Here is a 17177-nt window from a genome sequence, read left to right as displayed (position 1 = left end):
CAATCTTAACAACAAATAAAAAAGCGGCCGCCCGCCACGAGGCAGACAATCGCCACACATCATTTACTCACACAAAGCCATCTCCACGGCCGTCTCGGCGTGGATGCGCGTGGTGTCGAACTCGGGAACCGACAGATCGCCCGGTCGGATCAGAAGCGGCAACTCCGTGCAGCCGAGCAGGATGCCCTCCGCCCCCCGCGCGGCCAGCCGCTCCGCCACGTCCTTGACGCGCCGGCGGGACTCCTCCGTGATGATCCCGCGGCACAGATCCTCGTAAATGATCCGGTGGACCTCCTCCCGATCCTCCGCTTCGGGCACATGCACGGTCAGGCCGTGCGAAGCCAGCCGGTCCTTCAGGAAGTCCTTCTCCATCGTGTACCGCGTGCCAAGCAGGCCGACGCGGGTGAGCCCGGCCCGCTTCACCCGGGCGGCGGTCACATCCGCCAGATGGACGAGCGGAATGCGAACGGCCTGCTGCACCGCATCCGCCACGATATGCATCGTGTTGGCGCAGATCAACACCATATCGGCGCCCGCCCGCTCCAGCCCTTGCGCGGCTTCGGCCAGCACCCGGCCGGCGGTCATCCAATCGCCGCGGCGCTGCATCTCCGCAATCCCGTCAAAATCGACGCTGTACATCACGATCTTCGCGGAATGCAAGCCGCCCAAACGGCTCGCCACTTCTTCGTTGAGGATCCGATAGTATTCAATCGTCGATTGCCAACTCATGCCGCCCAGAAGGCCGATCGTCTTCATGACCCGAACCTCCCCCGATGGAAGGCCCGCTCCGACGATGAGAGGTACAGCGCCCGGGACAGCTTGTCCAGGTTTTCCGCGGGCATCGGATCGGGTTTGAACGCCGTCATCTCGCGGTGCTTCTTGATCGCGCCCGATGCATCCATGGGTATCCTCTCCTTTTTCTCTTTCATCGTTTTTAGTCGACGCGAATATCCATCCAAATGTTGCATGCGAACCGCCCGCTCCCGAAGACGGCCTGCGACGGCTCATCGAACGGTTCTGGCCGCGCGGCTGTGGCGTGCCGAAGGAGCAGGCGGCAATCGACGAATGGATGAAAGACATCGCCCCGAGCCCCGAACAGCGCACCCAATTCTGCCACCGCCCGGAGCGATCCGAGGATTCTACCCATGGATACGAACGGGAACTGTCGGAAGATCCGGTCCGGCTCGGGATTGCGGATCGCATCTGTGACGAGGCCCGACGCCGCACCGTCACGCCGCGTCTGCGCCGCGAAGGTTCCCGTGCACCATCACGCCGTTGCGGAACCGGCCGGATCGCCGGACGCATTCGTCAGGCCGATCCGATCGCCCGGCCGAGCTCCGCCTTCTCCTCCGCGTTCAGCATGTTTTCCGCCATCGGGAACAGCACGTTCTCTTCCTTCATGAAATGATCCGTCAGCACATCATGGGCCTGGATCGCGTAGGAGGCGATCTCCTTCGCCCGCTCGGCGTCCACCGCACCTTCGAGCCGCTCCACGGCTTCGCGGAACTTCTTCAGGTTCGCCTTGGCCAGATCGTGCTCGTACTCCATCACGGCGATCGGCCCCGTCTCCCTGCCGATGTATTTCGCCATCATCGGGAAGAGCACCCCTTCTTCGCGCTCCGAATGGGGATCCAGATCGCCGACGAAGGCGTCGATCTTCCGCTTCAGCTCCGCGAGCGGTCCGCTCCAGTCCGCGACCGCGCCGTCCCGCCCGATCGCCGCCGCCTCGCGGGCGAAGGCGTTCATTTGTTCCCGGAGCGGTCCGTGCTCGAGCTGCAGCCGGGCAAGCGGCTCGCACAGCTTCACCGGGCCCCGTCCGCCGAACATCGCCGCGCCGCATTGGTGATTCCCTTGATCCATGACCGTTCACTCCTTCGCGATATTATGAGGAAGCGCACAGGCTTCTGAATTTCGGGAACAGCACGTTGTTCTCCAGATGGATGTGCTCGAACATGTCCGCCTCCAGTTCCTCGAGCTTCCGGAACGCCAGCATGTACGTCCGGCACGCGTCCTCCGGCAGCCGGTAATCCCGCGTGATCTCCCGCATCTCCTTCAGCAGGTCGCCCACCTCGCCGTGCTCGGCCTCCATCTCATCCATCGCCTTCATCGCCTCCGATCCGTCCGCCGGCGTTCCGCTCCGCTCGGCCTGCCGGATCAGCGGAAACAGCTTCTCCTCCTCCGCAGCCAGATGCCGCTCGAGCTCCTCCTTCATCCGGTGGAACCGGTCATGGAGCGCCTCCAGCTCCGGATGCGCGTCGCCGTGCACCCGCCAGATCTTCGTGACGAAATCGCTGAGCAGCGGCAGTTCCTCCCGCAGATACGCATGATGGGTCCGCACGATGTGGTCGATCAGTTCGGCGGAAGATGTTTCGCGCCAGTCGACGGACCTTATGTTGCGCTCCCGCGCCTGCCGATACAACCCGTTCAGCCGTTCGAGGAAATCCGTCCGGTCGATCCCCTTTTCCTCCAGCGCCTCGTTCAGCGTGCGGTTGCCGCCGCAACAGAAATCGATCCGGTACGCCTTCATCAGGTTGCCGGCGCCGGGAAACACGGTCACGATGTCGCCAACCCGCTCGGAACCGTTGAACGCTTCTTCCATGCTCCGTCCTCCCTTTTCCGCGGTTGTGGTTTTCGCCATCAGTGTACCGCCGCCGACCCGCCATTAATGTGACACGTGTCACCAACTTGCAGCATGCCAAAAAAATGACATGCCGCCGCGATGTCTTCGCATCTTCGGCGACATGCCTTCCCGGTCCCGGAACAAGCAACATGACGGCCCGGCAAGCCAGGGGCCGTCAGCGATTCATCATGCGGTGCTCAGTCCAGTCTGGCCGCACATTCACGGAAATACGCCAGCGCCCGCTCGTACTGCGGCCGGCTCTGCAGCCTGCCGGCATGATAAAGCAGATGGTCCGGGCGTCCCAACGGTCACAAGCCTATTTCCCGACCTCGAACCGGATGTTGTGCGCTTGGGCGAACGCCGCCATGCGGTCCTTCAGGCGCCCGAAATCTTCCGGCTTCTTCAGCGGCAGGCTGAGATGCGACCATCTCCCCTGCTTGCGCTTGATCACCAAAGTGCCGTACGAAAGGATGATCTTGTCGATTTCCTGCGGCCCTATTTCTTTCGATGCGCAGAGCAGTCTGTGGTCATCCACGACCAATTTGACAGGTTTCGTCATCTCGATGATCTTCAGGACCAAGAACACGATCGCCAGCAGGCCGAAGAATGAAATCAGGAACATTTTGGCAGAATCCGTCTCGACGAAAAGCGCGGCTATCATGCATACGAGCCAGCAAACCAAATAGCCGGCTGACAGCTCGAAACTTTTCGGGGATAGAACCCTGCTGCATTCAAATTCACTTCCGCCTCATGCTGCAGCTTGTCGTCCGCCACGATCAGCGTGCTCGTTCTCCTGGATTCCTTCACATACAGGAACACCAGGGCCACGATCACGACAATGAGGGCCGCCGTCACCGCGTGCCGATAACTCGAATCCAGAAATCGCGAACCCAGAATGCTCATCACCGTGCATAACGGCAGGCCGGCGAGCAATAAACCGTTCTTCCAGGTGTAGAAGTTGATGATGGTGAATTCGCTCTTGTTCGCCGACTTGGATTCGGACGACGCAAACATTCACATCTCTCCTTCCGCTTGCCGGCATCTCTGCAACTGAGCCGGACGCAAAGATCTGAATACATCATACATATCAATACGCCTCAATACACCGGTCTTCCCAATCCCTCCCTCACAACCTGCATGAAAAAGTCCTTGCTCTCGGGATGGCAGGCGATCAGGTACGGCTCCTCGTTCATGCCCGCAAAATCGTTCCCGTCGAAATCGATCACGATCCCGCCTGCTTCCTTCACCATCAGAATGCCGGCGTACAGGTCGTCCCCTTCCGAGTTGTACAGGACGATGCCGTCCAGATCGCCCTTGGCCAGCATGCACCATTGCAGCGACGGGGCCCACAACCGGATCATGCGCTTGAACTTGACGTCGATGTAGTGCTTCAGTCTGACGGCGGCGGGTTCATTTTGCACCTGATGCCCCTGAATCCAGCCCACCGTGCCCTTCGCGAGCTCTTCCCTCTTGCGAACCTCCATCCGGCGGCCGTTGCACCAGGAACCTTCGTTCCAGACGGTCACATAAAGCCGGTCCACCATCGGTTCGTAGATGACGCCGAGGACGGTTTCCCCTCCGCGCAGCAGCGTCACGCAATGCGAGAAGACGGGCAGACCGATCGCGTAATTGTTCGTTCCGTCCAGCGGGTCGACCATCCAGAGCCATTCGCTGTCCCCGCCGCTCAAGCCGCTTTCCTCGCTCCGGATCCGATGATCCGGAAATGCGCGCGCGATCTCGTCCAGAATGATCGCCTCGGCCCGGTAGTCCGCTTCCGTCACAACGTCGACGTATTCGCCCTTCTCGCGGGAAACCACGTTCCGGTCGAAATGCTCCTTCGCCATGCGCCCGGCCTTCAGCACGGCGTTCACGGCGGTATCCTTCGCGCGGCGGATGATGTCCGTCTCCATCGTTTCACCTCAACGTCCGATCATGTCGTCCATCTGCTGCAAGAAGATGTTCGACATGGATCTCGTCTATCGCGGATACAACCCGGTCCGCGAGTGACAAATCCTGATTGCCGGAATTCGGGTTCGCGAAGCCGATGCAATACATGCCCGCGCGCTTCGCCGCAAGCACGCCGTTCCGGGAGTCCTCGAGCACCGCGCACGCCGCCGGCGGCACCCCGAGCCGCTTCGCCGCTTCCAGGTAAATGTCCGGGGCCGGCTTGCCGTTCGGCACTTCCTCGCCGCTGATCACGCAGTCGAAAGATTCCCGGATTCCAAACTTCGCCAACACGGCCTCGATGAACGGCCGCGGCGAGGACGACGCGAGCCCGGTCGGAATCCGGCGCCCGCGCAAATCCTGCAACAGCTCCCGGATCCCGTCGATCGGCTCGATGTCCGCTTCATCCAGCCAGCGTATTTTCCTCCCCGATTGGTATTCGATGATCTCGTCCACCGTATGGGAAATGCCGTATTCTGCCCGGATGATCGCCCACATCTCGGGATTCGTCATCCCGACGAACCGCTCCAGATCTTCCTTGTCCATGTCGGCGCCGAAATGCCGAGCCGTGATCAGATCGACTTCGAAATGGATGGGTTCGCTGTCGATGATGACGCCGTCCATGTCGAAAATGAACGCACGGATCATGAATCATGAACTCCCTGACTGCATTTTCATGGATTCACGTCGCCCGATGCGCCGGCTGCGGGTTCGGCCGGTCATGCCCTCGTTCAGGGACGAGAAAATTCCCCGGCGACCTTCTGCGCGTACTCCATGAGTTCGTCATACTCTTCCCAGAACAGCCGATGTTGCCCGTCGAGCCACTCCCAACCGCCCGCATCGACATTCGGCAGCATTTCCGGCCGGGATATGCAGGTTCCGGTCCTCAGCTCGAGCCGTTCGTTGACGTGCTGATAAACCGTTCGAGTTGGTATCATCTTCCGTCTCCGCAGCTCCGCCTTGGCCGCTCTGCGACGATTTCCCGCTCCGATCACGGATCCAGGAACTTCATAAACACCCGTCTTTGCGGAAACTCGACAAAACCGGCCTTCTCGTACAGCTTGCCTGCAGCCGTATTGTCTGCGTTCGTCTCCAGCCGGATGCTGCCCGCGCCCCTGGATCTTGCCAGCTTCTCGCAAAACTCCAGCAGCTTCGTCCCGATCCCCCTGTGTCTGATCGACAACAGTTCATGATACGCCCCGGACGGGATGCAGCGTTGCAGCTCGTCGTGTTCGTACAGCCACTTCTCGAAATTCGGCAGCGAAATCTCCCGCATCAAAAACGAAAACAACACTTTGTATGATTCTTCACAGGACAGTTCCATCACCCCCGGCTGACGAAATGCCTGACTTCGTTGGAAACCCGCAGCCGGTCCACGTCGAGTTCATGCTTGATAAACTCCGCTACCTTCATCTTTATTGGAACTCGGGAATGAACGCGTCTCTGATCCCCATCCGTCCGTCGCCGTAGATCACCTCGACCGTATGCTCCCCGCCCCGGCCGTTGTCCACGGTGAAGAAGAATCGTTCCTGGTAACTTGGTCTTCATATCTTCGATCCTCGGTTATTTTCAGTTTGTCCGTCCACACAATTTCGGTCAGCCAACCGATGGTTCTGACGTTTTCGAACAGACTGGTGGAAATCCCCAACATCGCAACGATGATCAGGATCAGCACGACTTTTTCCAGACTGTTCTTCGGCGTCCATTTTTTCGCCACATTGACATGGACATGTCCGTCTTTCTTCTCCAGCAGCCACCTCAAGCCATCCAGCAATTCTCTCGCCTCGGCTTCTCTCAAAAGCAGGGTGACCCGGCCCAGCGTCCGGTCGCGATCCTCGTCGTAGATTCTCATTCCGGCGCTCCTTCACCTTTCGTTATGATCCGGTTGCGCGTCGTTCAGATTCCGAAATGAATCATGTACCGGTCGGCCCGAATGGCCCGGGCAATCTTGTCAGCCAGACCGCGAAGTTCAGGTGAATGTTCGAAATTCGCAGAGGACGTTACGGCTTCATACAGCGCGGGCAACGATTCAGGCGGAATCAGCGTGATGCCTGACCAGGCCAATCCATGTCCCGGGCGGTCCAGCGAATGAAAGTACGTCCGGATGCCGGACAATTTCGCTTCCAGGCTGCTGAGCATATCGTCGTGTACGGCCACACAATCGTATTGACGGGGCGCGTATTCCACGTATTCTTTCTGCTCATCCACTTCGTCCATGATCCCGAATTGGTGTACCATGGGCACCGGCATCACCCCCGAAAGCCGTTATGCGCCGGAAACCAAATCCGTCAAAACACAAGCAGGATATGGTTCCTGGTCAGCGACTGCAGGAAAAACACGAATGCCAACGCCATGCTCACAATGCCGAAAATTCTGGTCATGATGAAATAGAATTCGCTCGGTTCGGGATTTTCCACCCAGAGCCATTCCAGCGACAGCCAGAACATGGCCCGCTGAAATTTCTCATACCGGAAATTGGCCCATCCGAACGCAAACAGGAGGACGGCCGCCACATACAACCACGGGTATCCCCGCGTCTCGTGATACTTCGGATAGGCGGCTCTCACCAACCCGGTGGGATGGTAGCGCGGCTCTTCCTCTTCGCTGGGGATCCACTGTCCGTTGGCATCGAGGACCATGCCGCCTCCGACGAGCAGTTCCCCGTTCTCGTCGTAGGCCAGCAGCATGCTGCCCTGTTCTTCAACTTTGTAAGTGCTGCCGTCCGGATAAAGGACCCGATACCCCATGCCGGGCGTCTGCTCTTCGCGAATCCGGTAATCCTGCCCTTCGATCGTCACCACGCGGTCCGATCTGTCCACGCGAACCGTGACGGGCGGCCCCGCGTCGCTGGCATAACGGATGTACTGCCCGGTCTTCTCCGCGGCCCGATAAGTGCGGAATTCCAGTTCGAACACCTTCACGGAAAAATAATAAACGCCAAACCATACGGCCAGCACGGCACAAACGGCGTAGACCGCGATCGTTGCGGCCGGTTTCATGTTTTGGATTCGCATGGATCCTCCGCTCATTCGGCATTCGCCGGAATGTTTGACGAAGCTTCCGCTCCGATTATCCGATATGACATACGAATGCGGAGTGCTACAGGTTCCCTTTTCCACGAATGAAACAAAAATCCACGCGGAGCTGTTCCGCTCCGGTCAAACGACCGACCTGGCTTCAGGATTTCGCGCATATTCAAGAGGTATTGCGGCCTGTTCTGCCGCATACCTTGCAATTCACGATTTTTTCTTCCGACAAAGGGTGGATCTTCCAGCCATATGCCCGTCACCGGCCGTAACTTGTATGGTCGCAAAACTGATACAACTTTTCCTAACGGCCAACTCACCCCGAGGATTTCCATCAACCAACCATTTCACATGAACCGTCTTCCGGCGAACGAAGGCCAACAGAGTCTTTGCAATAAAAGGTTCATCCCGGATGTGCCCAAATCCTTTTTTCGTACACGAAAAAAACCCCGCCGGGACCGAACGTCCGCGCGAGGCTGATCGGTTGATCGAATTTCATCGAGTACGCTTTTCCGGGGTGCGCGTCCTTTGGCGGCATCCTCCGCCCGGGGAAACGCAAACGCCTTATCCGGGTGCCCCTCAGGAGGCTCCCAGGGCGGACAGGACGGCGTCGCTCGACGACACGAACCCGAAGCATTGTTGGATGTTGTACAGCGCCGCATCCCGGCAGTAACCGGGCGAGGTCGTGGCGCTGCAATCCTTGAGCAGCACGCAATTGTAACCCAGGCACACCGCGTCCTGCAGCGTCGTCAACACGCACTGGTCAAGGTTGACCCCGCCGAACAGCAGGGTGTCGATCCCCAGATTGCGCAAAATGCTGTCCAGCGGCGTGTCCCAGAAACCGCTCATCCGGTATTTGTCCACGCGGATGTCCGACGGCTCGACGGTCAGCTCGTCGACGATCGCGGCACCCCAGCTGTCCTTCTCCAGCACCGCGGAGCCGGTGGCCGGGATGATGCCGCCGAGGCCGACGTCGTCCCCGCTCATGTTGTAAACATGAAGCAGCGCCGGGCTGATGTTGAGCAGATCCGGACGGTTGCCCCAGTTGAGCCAGATGACGGGCACATCCTCGGATCGGAGCGCCGGCAGCAGCCGGTTGAGCGGTTCGATCGGCGCCCGGGCCGGCGTATGGTCGACGCCGATGTGGTCCAGCCATCCGCCCGCGCTGCAGAAATCGTTCTGCATGTCCACGACGATCATGGCGGTTCTGGCCAGATCCAGCGTCACCCGCTGCGGCTCCGCTTCCAGCGTGATCCGCTTCGGCGCGGGCCCCTCGGGCGCCATGTCCACGTGCTCCTTGGACACGAGCCAATACCTGCGGCGATTGCCCAATCTGTGCATCATCACTCCCACCCCTCTCGCCTGAGCATCCCGCGGACTGGCCTTCCGGCCGTGAAGGCCGTGGAGGCCTTTGCGACGCGGACCGCTACGGCCTGCGGACCGGTCGTCCGGAGGCCGTCTGCGGCGTTCCGACCGTCCGCGCCAGCCGGGCGGCGAAGCGCAGCAGCCGCAAGTCCTGCCCCGGGCCGGCGATGATCGACAGTCCGAGCGGAAGACCGCCCGATGTGCACCACGGCAGTACGATCTGCGGAAAGCCGGCCAGACCGGCCACGCAGCTGATCATCAGGGTCCGGACCCGCACCTTCTCCGATTCTTCGCCCCGCATATTGCACGGCGGGGCCGTCCCGCCCGCCGCCGGCAGGAAGAGCAGCCCGTCGCCGCCGACCAGTTCCAGCATGCGCCCGCGGATCCGTTCCCTCGCTTCGATATCCCTGCCGGGATCGTACCCCTCCAGCGTGCTGCTCCATCTGAACCGTTCGGCGACGTCCGGGCCGAACCGCGGCTTCACCGCACGGATCCAATTCCCGTGGGTTTGCCAGATTTCCCGGCCCTGTAGCCTGCGGAACACTCCCATCCATTCCGCGATTCCTTCCCCGGCCACCGTGACGGGCCGCACGTCGAGGCCGGCCGCCGACAGGACGCGCCGGACGGCGGCCGTCAGCGCCTCGCCGTCGGCCGGATCCATCCGCTCGATGAGGTCGCGGCCGACCAGCGCCCGGCGGAACGTCTCCCCGGGCTCCGGTCCGTCGTCCGCATCCGCCAGCAGCACGGTTCCGACCGCGAGCAGCGTATCGGGATCGCCCGCGAACCATCCGACGGTATCGAAACTGGGCGCCAGGGGAACGACGCCGCGCATGGAGACGGCGCCGTGGGTCGGGCGAATTCCGTATACGCCGCAATAGCTGGCCGGAACCCGCACCGATCCGCCCGTGTCGGTGCCGAGGGCAAAATCGACCAGTCCCGCGGCGACGGCGACGGCCGAACCGCTGGACGAACCGCCGGGGACGCGCCCCTCCGCCCTCGGATTGACCGGCGTGCCGTAATGGGCGTTCTCACCGCTCAGGCCGAACATCAGCTCGTCGGTGTGCGTCGTGCCGACGAGCCGGGCTCCGGCGCCGAGGAGCGTGTCGACGGCGTCGGCGTGCCTTGCGGCGGCCGCGTGCGTCCGTTTCCAATCCGGATTTCCCGCGCCGCATACGTATCCCGCGATGTCGAACACATCCTTCACGGCGAACGTCATCCCGCCGAGCGGCCCCGCCGCCTGCGGATCGAGGCGGATGCGATCGTCGCAGAAGGCTCCCCACCGATCCGTCATGCCGTGACGTCCTCCGCCGCCTTCATGCCGAAACCCTCTTGCGCCGGGACGGACGGTTTCCGTTTCACGTCGGCAATCTCGAACGCGCACATTTCCTTCAATGCCTCCGCGAGACGGGAGGCGATGCGGCCGAGCAGGATCTCGCCCTTCTCCGCCGTCGCGCCGGTCGCATCGCCCGATATGCCGCTTTCGGAAATGTCGGACATCACCCAGGCGAAGCGGATCCTGCCTTCCAGGGTCAGGTACCGGTACGGGGCCATATCCGGCATTTCCCGGGTCCGCTCGCCGGCGCGAACCCAGTCCGGCTTGACGGCCATGACCAGCGACGTTTCGTAGTCTCCGGCGTGGATGCCGAACTCGCGCTCCTCTTCGGTGCAGAAATCCCCGAGGTCGGCCAGGCTGCCGGGACTGAGATAGAACACCATCAGGCCGGTGGCGATGCGGATCTCCCGCGCGGCCAGGAGCAGCAGATCCTGGTTGCCGCCGTGGGTGTTGAGCAGGAGGAGCCGGCGGAAGCCGCTTCGCTTCACGCCGGCGGCGATGTCCATGACGGCCTGGAGCAATGTCTGGGCCGACAGGGATATCGTTCCCGCGAAATCGAGATGCTCGTTGCTCTTGCCGTACGCCAGGGGCGGAAGCAGCCAGACATCGCAGTCCTTCGGCAAAAGCTCCATCGCGCGCGTGACGACGGCTTCCCCGATCAGGGCATCCGTCATCACCGGAAGGTGGGGGCCGTGCTGCTCCATGGCGCCCACGGGAAGGATCACCAGCGCACGCGTCTTCGGAAGATCCCGGATTTCCGCGGAGGTAAGGCGCGGCAGAAACCGCTCTTCCCAGGCGGCGCCTTCATAGCGATTGAACACGGATCATCCGCCCCTTCACCCGTCATTGCGTCCGATCACAGCAACGCGGCCAGATCTGCTTCGTCGAGTTCCGCCGGGATGCCCGCCTTGATCAGGTCGGAGAACTTCTCGTCCGGGACCATGGTGGTGAGCACGTACAGCCGGGAATCGCCCGTGTTGTGAACTTCGTGGGTGTGTCCGGGCTGCACGAACAGGAACGAGCCGGGCTTCAGATCCACGCTTTGACCGTTCACATACGCCTTGCCCGTGCCCTTCATGACGTAGAAATACTCGACGGCTCCGTGATGGATGTTCGGAGGCGTCTTGCCGCCGACATCGAAGATCTCGACCACCGAGACGAAGCCCGTTTGCTGTCCGTCGCACAGCAGCACGAACTTGTTCGTGTCCTTCGCGGAGATTTTCATCACCGGACAATCCGTGAGGGTCCCGGCCAGCATTTCCTTCGTCATGATCGTCATGAATCTCCATCCTCCTCGTCGTAATGGATTACGGGAATTTCAAGCATGGAAGGCAGCGCCGGGTCGGTCAGGACCGCGACCGTCGCCATCTTCAGATCGCCGGGGCAGGCCTCCGGCATCCGCGCGGCGGGCATGCCGTTCGGATGCCGTGCGAACAGCGGGAACGCGCTGCCGGTCAGCTCGATCCGCAGGCGGCCGCCCGCCGGCAGTTCGGCGGCAAACGGCCGCATGGCCATGACGAGCTCCGTCCATTCGTCCCGCCCGTCGGACGAACCGGGCACTTCCGCCACCCCGATGGACAGGAAGCGGGAAGCGCCGTCCGGCTCCACCAGCGTAAGGATGGCCGCAAGATCCGTCGGTCCGCCGGCCGCCTTGCACCGGACCTTGAGTCTCGGCGAACCGGCGGCATGAAGCGGACGCTCAAGCGGCTCGCCGGTGTAGTTCAGGATTTCGAACCGGTCCTCCAGCGCGCTGCGGTCCGCCGGCAAATACGAATCGCAGGACATCGGCAGCCTGGCATCGTACACGAAAACGTCGACGGCCGGTTCGCGCTGCGCCGGCTCCCGGACGAGGACGCCGCCGCCGGAGGCGCCGTTGGCCGGCCGGCCGAGGTTTTCGAGCCGCCACCGCATCGTCCCGGCGCCTTCTTCCGTCGCTTCCCGCGGCGTTCCGAACGGGGATCGCCGGGCGGTGCGCCAGAGCCGGCTGCCGTACTCGAAGTAGCGTACCGGCGGTTCCTTTTCCAATTCCTCGTCCCGTTCGACCAGCCAGTGGCGGAACCACCGGAGATGTTCGCGAAGCAGGTCGCCGGCCGCATCCGGGCCGAAGTCGAAGCCGCCGGCCTTCCTGCCCCACGGAATGTGGGCCCACGGCCCGATGATCAGGCGGTGGAAGCAATCCCGCGAACGGCCCCCGTTCTCGAGCGCCTCGTAGGACTGCAGCGTTCCGGCCAGGTACGGGTCGTACCAGCCGCCGATGTGCAGCGCCGGAAGCGGGGATTCGAGCACCTTCCCGAGCCAGTTCCGCTCCTCCCAATAGCCGTCATAGACCGGATGGGCGCACCAGTCGTAATATTCGGGAAAATAGCGGGTCAGGATCGGATGCTCCCCGCCGACCGGCATGCGCCAGACCAGGGAATCCGGACGGCGCATGATCTCCGTGCACGCCGTCTCCGTCGCGCCGTCCCCGGCCCGCCTCGCCTCGTCCCGCGCCAGCTGGAACGCCCAGGGCAGGGTGCTGCCGAGCTGGAACCGCCCGTGGGGATAGAACATTCCGTGATACAGGTCCGCGGCGCACATGCCGGGCGCGATCGCGGCGAGATGGGGCGGCCGTGCGGCGGCGGCCGCCCATTGCGTGCTCCCCTGGTAGGAGAAGCCGTACATGCCGACCTTGCCGCTGGAACCGGGCAGCGACGCCGCCCATTCCACCGCGTCGTAGCCGTCCTCCACCTCCTGCACGAACGGCCTGAACACGCCCTCCGATTTGCCGCGGCCGCGCACGTCCTGGATCACGACGATGAATCCGTGCCGGGCATACCAGACCGGATGCGCATAGGTGACCGTCGAAGCCAGCGATTTGCCGTAGGGCTGGCGCATGAGGAGCACCGGATGCGGGCCGGGACCGGGAGGACGATAGACGTCGGCAAGAAGCCGCGTCCCGTCCCGCAGGACGCAGACCTGATCGAATTCCACCTTCACGCCAGCGAGATCCATCGCGAACCCTCCCGATCTGCCGTCACGCTTTCCCAGGTCCGGTTATTTGTTGTTCATTTCCAGCTCATGCCACGAACTGAGCATCGCTTTGGAAAAATAATTCACGACGAGGTAAAAGGCGATTCCCATGATCGAGGCGGATAACCCGCAGGCGAACAGGTACGCCGTCTGCAGCCGGGTTGCCGCGACGGTGATCGCATAGCCGAGGCCCCCTTTTCCGCCGCCGATTCCCGCGATGTATTCGCCGACGATGGCGCCGATCACCGCCAGGGTGCAGGAGATTTTCAGCCCCGCCACGATATAAGGCAGCGCCGCCGGCAGGCGCAATTTCCACATCGTCTGCCATTTCGAGGCGTTGTACAGGAAGAACAGGTTCTTCAGATTCGTGTCCGTCGCATTCAGTCCGATCAGCGTGTTGGACAGCATCGGGAAGAAGCCGATCAGGAACGAGATGATGATGATCGCGTTGGCCCCGGCCCCGAACCAGATCACGATGATCGGCGCGATGGCGACGATCGGGATCGTCTGCAGCATGATGGCGTAGGGAAACACGGCTTTCTCGATCGTCTTGCTCAATGCCAGCACCACGGCGCCGAGCACGCCGAACACGATGCTGAACAGGAAGCCGACGATCGCCTCGGACAGCGTCGTGAACACCGATACCCCGAGGTTGTGGGCATTCTCCCAGGCGGCGCGCACGATGTCGCTCGGCTTCGGCAAGAGGTATGCCGGGATGCCGAGCAGCCCGGCGATCAGTTCCCACCCGCCGATGAACACCACGAACGCGGCGGCGGGAGGCAACAGCTTCTGTCTCCATTTCGCCCATGGAATCACCGGCTTCAGCCTTTCCTTCGTTTCCGGTTTGCCGTATCGCAGCACCGGCAGATCCGTATTGGCCATTCGTATCATCCTCCCCGCTCCGGAATGGACGTTCCGATTCGGCTGTCATCCGGGCATTCGGATTTTTCCTGGATTGAGCAGGCCGAAGGGATCGTTCATCTGCTTCCTCCGGACCATGCCCGCATAATCGGCTCTCGCGCCGACGTCCAGGACGAACGTATGCGGGTCGAAGATCCGGACGCCGACCGATTCGAAAAACCGGATGATCTCGTAGAGCCGCTCCTTGTTCCGATAACGGACGATCGGCAGGGAGGACGGCGCGATCACGCCGCCGTTGCGGACCCATTCGAAGTGGAACAGCACTTCGTCGGGGAACCGCTCCTTGATCCGGCGCATCTGCTCGAGATAGTCCGTCTCATGGAAGGCGGCCTGCAGGTAGGTGATCGTCGGGTCCGACTTGAGCGCCCACAGCGTCGTATGGTTCCAGCTGAAGTCGGACAGCCCGAGCGTCTTCTGATACCGGTCGGCCGGGATCGTGTGCGCCACGCTGCCGCCAAATTCCGCGCCCGTCGCGGCCACGGCCTCCAAGGCGCCTTCCTCGATCTCCAGAAGCGCGACCGCGGCGCCCGGAGCAAAGCGCTTCGCGATGGGGATGAACCAGGTCGGAATCGGATGTTCCGATATGCTGACCAGGCGTTTGCGGATCGATTCGTCCCGGGCCAGCTTCTCCCCGAACCGCATCGCGGATTCCGGGTCGGGGAACTGGAGGGCGGCCTGGAACCAATCCGTCTTCGGCGCGACCCGTATCGTGACCCGCGTCATGACGCCCGTCGTGCCGTAATTGTGGATGTAGTTCCGGAGCTCGTCGCCGGCAACCTCGAGCCGACGGGGGGACTCCTCCATCGTGTAGATCACGGCGCCCAGCACATTGCCGTCCCACAGGTTGCCCCAGGTGATCGATCCGATGCCCCCGGAGCCTCCGCAGACGAACCCGCCGACGGTGGCGATGGCGTACGTGCTCGGATAGACGCACAACTCCCGATTCCGCTTCCGGAGCTCGAGCTCCAGCGCCTTGAGCCTGGCGCCGCATTGGACGGTGGCGTAGCCGTCGCCGACTTCCACGATGTCCGTCAGGCGGCTGAGATCCAGAACGATGCCGCCGAAGAGCGGCACGGCCTGCCCGTAATTGCCCGTTCCGCCCCCGCGCACCGTGACCGGAATGCGATGCCGGCACGCCGCGGCGAGGATGGACGGGATCTCGTCTTCCCGGGTCGGAATGACAATGGCATCCGCCTGCTTGTGCTTCAGCAGATCGATCAGGACCGGGGAGTACCAGTAATAGTCCCTGGACAGTTTCTCGCGGGAATCCGGGTCCAGCCTGACCTGTTCCTCGCCGACCAGCCCGATCAGCTCCCCGACGATCTCCGGCTTCCATCGGACGGCCATGGCCATGGCGATCTTCTCCTTTCGGGTTTGGATTGGGATCAATGTTTGAGGGCTTGCGAGACAAGGCCCACATAGTGACCGAATTCGGAAGAGGTGCGGAAAGTGTCGTCCCGGGGGAAGGGGATGGGAATGTCGACGACGGCCGACACCTTGCCGGGGCGGGGCGTCATCACCACGACCCGGGTGGACAGATACACCGCTTCGAAGACGTTGTGGGTAATGAACAGAACCGTCATCCCTTTTTCCTGCAGCCAGATGTTCAGCAGCTCCTGCTGCAGAATCTGCCGCGTGATTTCGTCCAGCGCGCCGAACGGTTCGTCCATCATCAGCAGCTTCGGCCGCGCGACGAGCGCCCGCGCGATGGACACCCTCATTTTCATGCCGCCCGACAGTTCCCTGGGCAAAGCCTTCACGTGATCGGAAAGACCGACGAGGCGCAGCGCCCGGTGCGCCGCCTCGAGCCGTTCGGACTTCGGAACCTTCCGCAGCGCGAGGGGCAGCATGACGTTGGCTTCGACCGTGCTCCAGGGCAGAAGGGAATGTTCCTGGAACACGAAGGCGATCTCGTTCCGTCTGCGGGCTTCGTCCGGATGCTTCCCGAAAATCTCGAGTTGGCCGCCCGTCGGCTCCTCCAGTCCCGCAATCATCTTGAAAATGGTGGATTTCCCGCAGCCGGAAGGCCCGACGAAGCAAATGAATTCGCCCGCGCCCGCCTTCAGGTCCACGTCCCGGACGGCGATCGTGCCGTTGGGATACACCTTTTCCAGCCGTTCCATGTTGACCAGTACGTCCGCCTTGTCCGCCGGCATCCTCTCACCACCCGGCCCCTGTCGCGTTGCGTGTTTGAGCCCATGGTAGCAGTGAAGAAACAACAACGTCAATTTACATGACTTTTATTTGTAAGATATAATAAAAAACGCTTGTTTATTTTATGCTTTCCGTACAGAAAACGGTTTGTTCTCCTTTAATGATTACGTGAATGCGTTATATATACTTACACAACAAAAACCCGACCCCGCAAAATCGCGAGGCCGGGATCGCCTGCAGGTTTCACCGATCAAACCAGGTTCAAAGAACGAGAAACAGCGATTTATCCTCCACAGCCAATCGTTCGGCGATCGTTTCAAAGCATTCCAATATACCGGCGCAATCATCCGGGCGCCTCATCGATCATGATGTCAGCACGCTTCCATAGAACGTATATGTTCGTTGACCGGCAATCCCGCAAACCTCCGGAAACAGCGCGTCGATAAAGGCGTCCATATTCATCCCGGTCAGCGGCGGATCCTGTGGAAGCGAGGCAATCGCATGATGAATTTTTTATTTATCGAGTATCATCCTATTTGATTACCTCATTTGTGCAACCGATGATAATGCTCAAGTTCCTCAGCACGATTTGAGCACGTCCTACTCCCTCATGTGGTTTACAACATTTGCAATGTGGTTTATAAACCTGAATCCGTGAACTTCTATGAATCCTCCCGGAGTTGAGTCCGTATAATTGTGTAAAAATGCTATACTCCCAAAAATAAGGGGAGCCATATTCAAATCCCTCAGTTAGAATGGTGGTGTCGAAACAACATTCTTCAGGAGGAGATCGAATATGGCTCAA

At 61.4% G+C, this 17177-nt stretch carries 22 protein-coding genes; 1 reads left to right on the top strand and 21 read right to left on the bottom strand.

Translation table 11 applies throughout. From position 1 onward, the window contains the following. Positions 1 to 63 precede the first annotated feature (63 nt). Both A9Z00_RS14750 and A9Z00_RS14745 read right to left on the bottom strand, forming a co-directional pair. A complete protein-coding gene (locus A9Z00_RS14750; RefSeq protein ID WP_296979059.1) occupies positions 64 to 756 on the bottom strand; it encodes an aspartate/glutamate racemase family protein in 693 nt (230 codons plus the stop codon). Next, entirely contained in the window at positions 753 to 902 is a 150-nt protein-coding gene (locus A9Z00_RS14745) for a hypothetical protein (protein WP_296979057.1), read from the bottom strand. Before A9Z00_RS14745 ends, A9Z00_RS14750 begins: the two co-directional genes overlap by 4 nt. Here A9Z00_RS14745 and A9Z00_RS14740 point away from each other — a divergent pair. Next, complete coding sequence (locus A9Z00_RS14740) at positions 893 to 1408, top strand: DUF488 domain-containing protein (protein WP_296979055.1); 516 nt, start codon at positions 893 to 895, stop codon at positions 1406 to 1408. The genes A9Z00_RS14745 and A9Z00_RS14740 overlap by 10 nt on opposite strands. On the opposite strand, the gene A9Z00_RS14735 is transcribed toward A9Z00_RS14740, so the two are convergent. From A9Z00_RS14735 to A9Z00_RS14645, 19 genes are all read right to left on the bottom strand, one after another. Continuing rightward, positions 1309 to 1860 (bottom strand): hemerythrin domain-containing protein, encoded by a 552-nt coding sequence (locus A9Z00_RS14735; RefSeq protein ID WP_296979054.1) that lies wholly within the window; start codon positions 1858 to 1860, stop codon positions 1309 to 1311. The two genes, A9Z00_RS14740 and A9Z00_RS14735, sit on opposite strands and share 100 nt — an antisense overlap. Positions 1861 to 1882: 22 nt before the next feature. Next, a complete protein-coding gene (ric, locus tag A9Z00_RS14730) occupies positions 1883 to 2599 on the bottom strand; it encodes an iron-sulfur cluster repair di-iron protein (RefSeq protein ID WP_296979052.1) in 717 nt (238 codons plus the stop codon). A gap of 337 nt (positions 2600 to 2936) precedes the next feature. Continuing rightward, on the bottom strand, positions 2937 to 3242 hold the full coding sequence (locus A9Z00_RS14725) for a hypothetical protein (protein WP_296979050.1): 306 nt from the start codon (positions 3240 to 3242) through the stop codon (positions 2937 to 2939). 35 nt (positions 3243 to 3277) lie between these two features. Next, the gene (locus A9Z00_RS14720) at positions 3278 to 3634 is read right to left on the bottom strand and encodes a hypothetical protein (RefSeq protein WP_296979048.1); all 357 of its coding nucleotides are present in this window, start codon (positions 3632 to 3634) and stop codon (positions 3278 to 3280) included. An 83-nt stretch (positions 3635 to 3717) separates the two neighbouring features. Continuing rightward, the gene (locus tag A9Z00_RS14715) at positions 3718 to 4530 is read right to left on the bottom strand and encodes an inositol monophosphatase family protein (protein WP_296979047.1); all 813 of its coding nucleotides are present in this window, start codon (positions 4528 to 4530) and stop codon (positions 3718 to 3720) included. A gap of 4 nt (positions 4531 to 4534) precedes the next feature. After that, a complete protein-coding gene (locus A9Z00_RS14710) occupies positions 4535 to 5212 on the bottom strand; it encodes an HAD family hydrolase (RefSeq protein ID WP_296979045.1) in 678 nt (225 codons plus the stop codon). An 83-nt stretch (positions 5213 to 5295) separates the two neighbouring features. Then, complete coding sequence (locus tag A9Z00_RS14705) at positions 5296 to 5502, bottom strand: hypothetical protein (protein WP_296979043.1); 207 nt, start codon at positions 5500 to 5502, stop codon at positions 5296 to 5298. 53 nt (positions 5503 to 5555) lie between these two features. Further along, positions 5556 to 5855: a GNAT family N-acetyltransferase gene (locus A9Z00_RS14700; RefSeq protein ID WP_296979041.1), complete on the bottom strand. Its 300-nt coding sequence runs from the start codon at positions 5853 to 5855 to the stop codon at positions 5556 to 5558. 180 nt (positions 5856 to 6035) lie between these two features. Continuing rightward, the gene (locus A9Z00_RS14695) at positions 6036 to 6416 is read right to left on the bottom strand and encodes a hypothetical protein (RefSeq protein ID WP_296979040.1); all 381 of its coding nucleotides are present in this window, start codon (positions 6414 to 6416) and stop codon (positions 6036 to 6038) included. 44 nt (positions 6417 to 6460) lie between these two features. Continuing rightward, positions 6461 to 6781 (bottom strand): short-chain dehydrogenase, encoded by a 321-nt coding sequence (locus A9Z00_RS14690; protein WP_296979038.1) that lies wholly within the window; start codon positions 6779 to 6781, stop codon positions 6461 to 6463. Positions 6782 to 6852: 71 nt separating this feature from the next. Beyond that, positions 6853 to 7578, bottom strand: coding sequence for a DUF6199 family natural product biosynthesis protein (locus tag A9Z00_RS14685; RefSeq protein WP_296979036.1), 726 nt, complete (start codon positions 7576 to 7578; stop codon positions 6853 to 6855). A gap of 591 nt (positions 7579 to 8169) precedes the next feature. Continuing rightward, positions 8170 to 8934 carry a cysteine hydrolase family protein gene (locus A9Z00_RS14680; RefSeq protein WP_296979034.1) on the bottom strand — a complete coding sequence of 255 codons (765 nt, stop codon included), beginning with the start codon at positions 8932 to 8934 and terminating at the stop codon, positions 8170 to 8172. A gap of 82 nt (positions 8935 to 9016) precedes the next feature. Then, positions 9017 to 10246: an amidase gene (locus A9Z00_RS14675; RefSeq protein WP_296979032.1), complete on the bottom strand. Its 1230-nt coding sequence runs from the start codon at positions 10244 to 10246 to the stop codon at positions 9017 to 9019. Further along, entirely contained in the window at positions 10243 to 11109 is an 867-nt protein-coding gene (locus A9Z00_RS14670) for a creatininase family protein (protein WP_296979030.1), read from the bottom strand. Before A9Z00_RS14670 ends, A9Z00_RS14675 begins: the two co-directional genes overlap by 4 nt. A gap of 35 nt (positions 11110 to 11144) precedes the next feature. Beyond that, complete coding sequence (locus A9Z00_RS14665) at positions 11145 to 11567, bottom strand: cupin domain-containing protein (RefSeq protein ID WP_296979028.1); 423 nt, start codon at positions 11565 to 11567, stop codon at positions 11145 to 11147. Beyond that, complete coding sequence (locus tag A9Z00_RS14660) at positions 11564 to 13279, bottom strand: CocE/NonD family hydrolase (protein ID WP_296979026.1); 1716 nt, start codon at positions 13277 to 13279, stop codon at positions 11564 to 11566. Before A9Z00_RS14660 ends, A9Z00_RS14665 begins: the two co-directional genes overlap by 4 nt. Before the next feature lie 42 nt (positions 13280 to 13321). After that, positions 13322 to 14179 (bottom strand): ABC transporter permease, encoded by an 858-nt coding sequence (locus A9Z00_RS14655; protein ID WP_296979024.1) that lies wholly within the window; start codon positions 14177 to 14179, stop codon positions 13322 to 13324. A gap of 45 nt (positions 14180 to 14224) precedes the next feature. Further along, positions 14225 to 15571, bottom strand: a complete 1347-nt coding sequence (locus tag A9Z00_RS14650) for an FAD-binding oxidoreductase (protein WP_296979022.1) — start codon at positions 15569 to 15571, stop codon at positions 14225 to 14227. Positions 15572 to 15603: 32 nt separating this feature from the next. Then, positions 15604 to 16374, bottom strand: coding sequence for an ABC transporter ATP-binding protein (locus A9Z00_RS14645; RefSeq protein WP_296979020.1), 771 nt, complete (start codon positions 16372 to 16374; stop codon positions 15604 to 15606). Between the last annotated feature and the right edge of the window lie 803 nt (positions 16375 to 17177).

The sequence above is a fragment of the Thermobacillus sp. ZCTH02-B1 genome (assembly GCF_002159085.1).
GTDB lineage: Bacteria > Bacillota > Bacilli > Paenibacillales > Paenibacillaceae > Thermobacillus.
The sequence above is the reverse complement of the archived record's forward strand: the minus strand, read 5'-3'. Positions and strand labels throughout refer to the sequence as shown.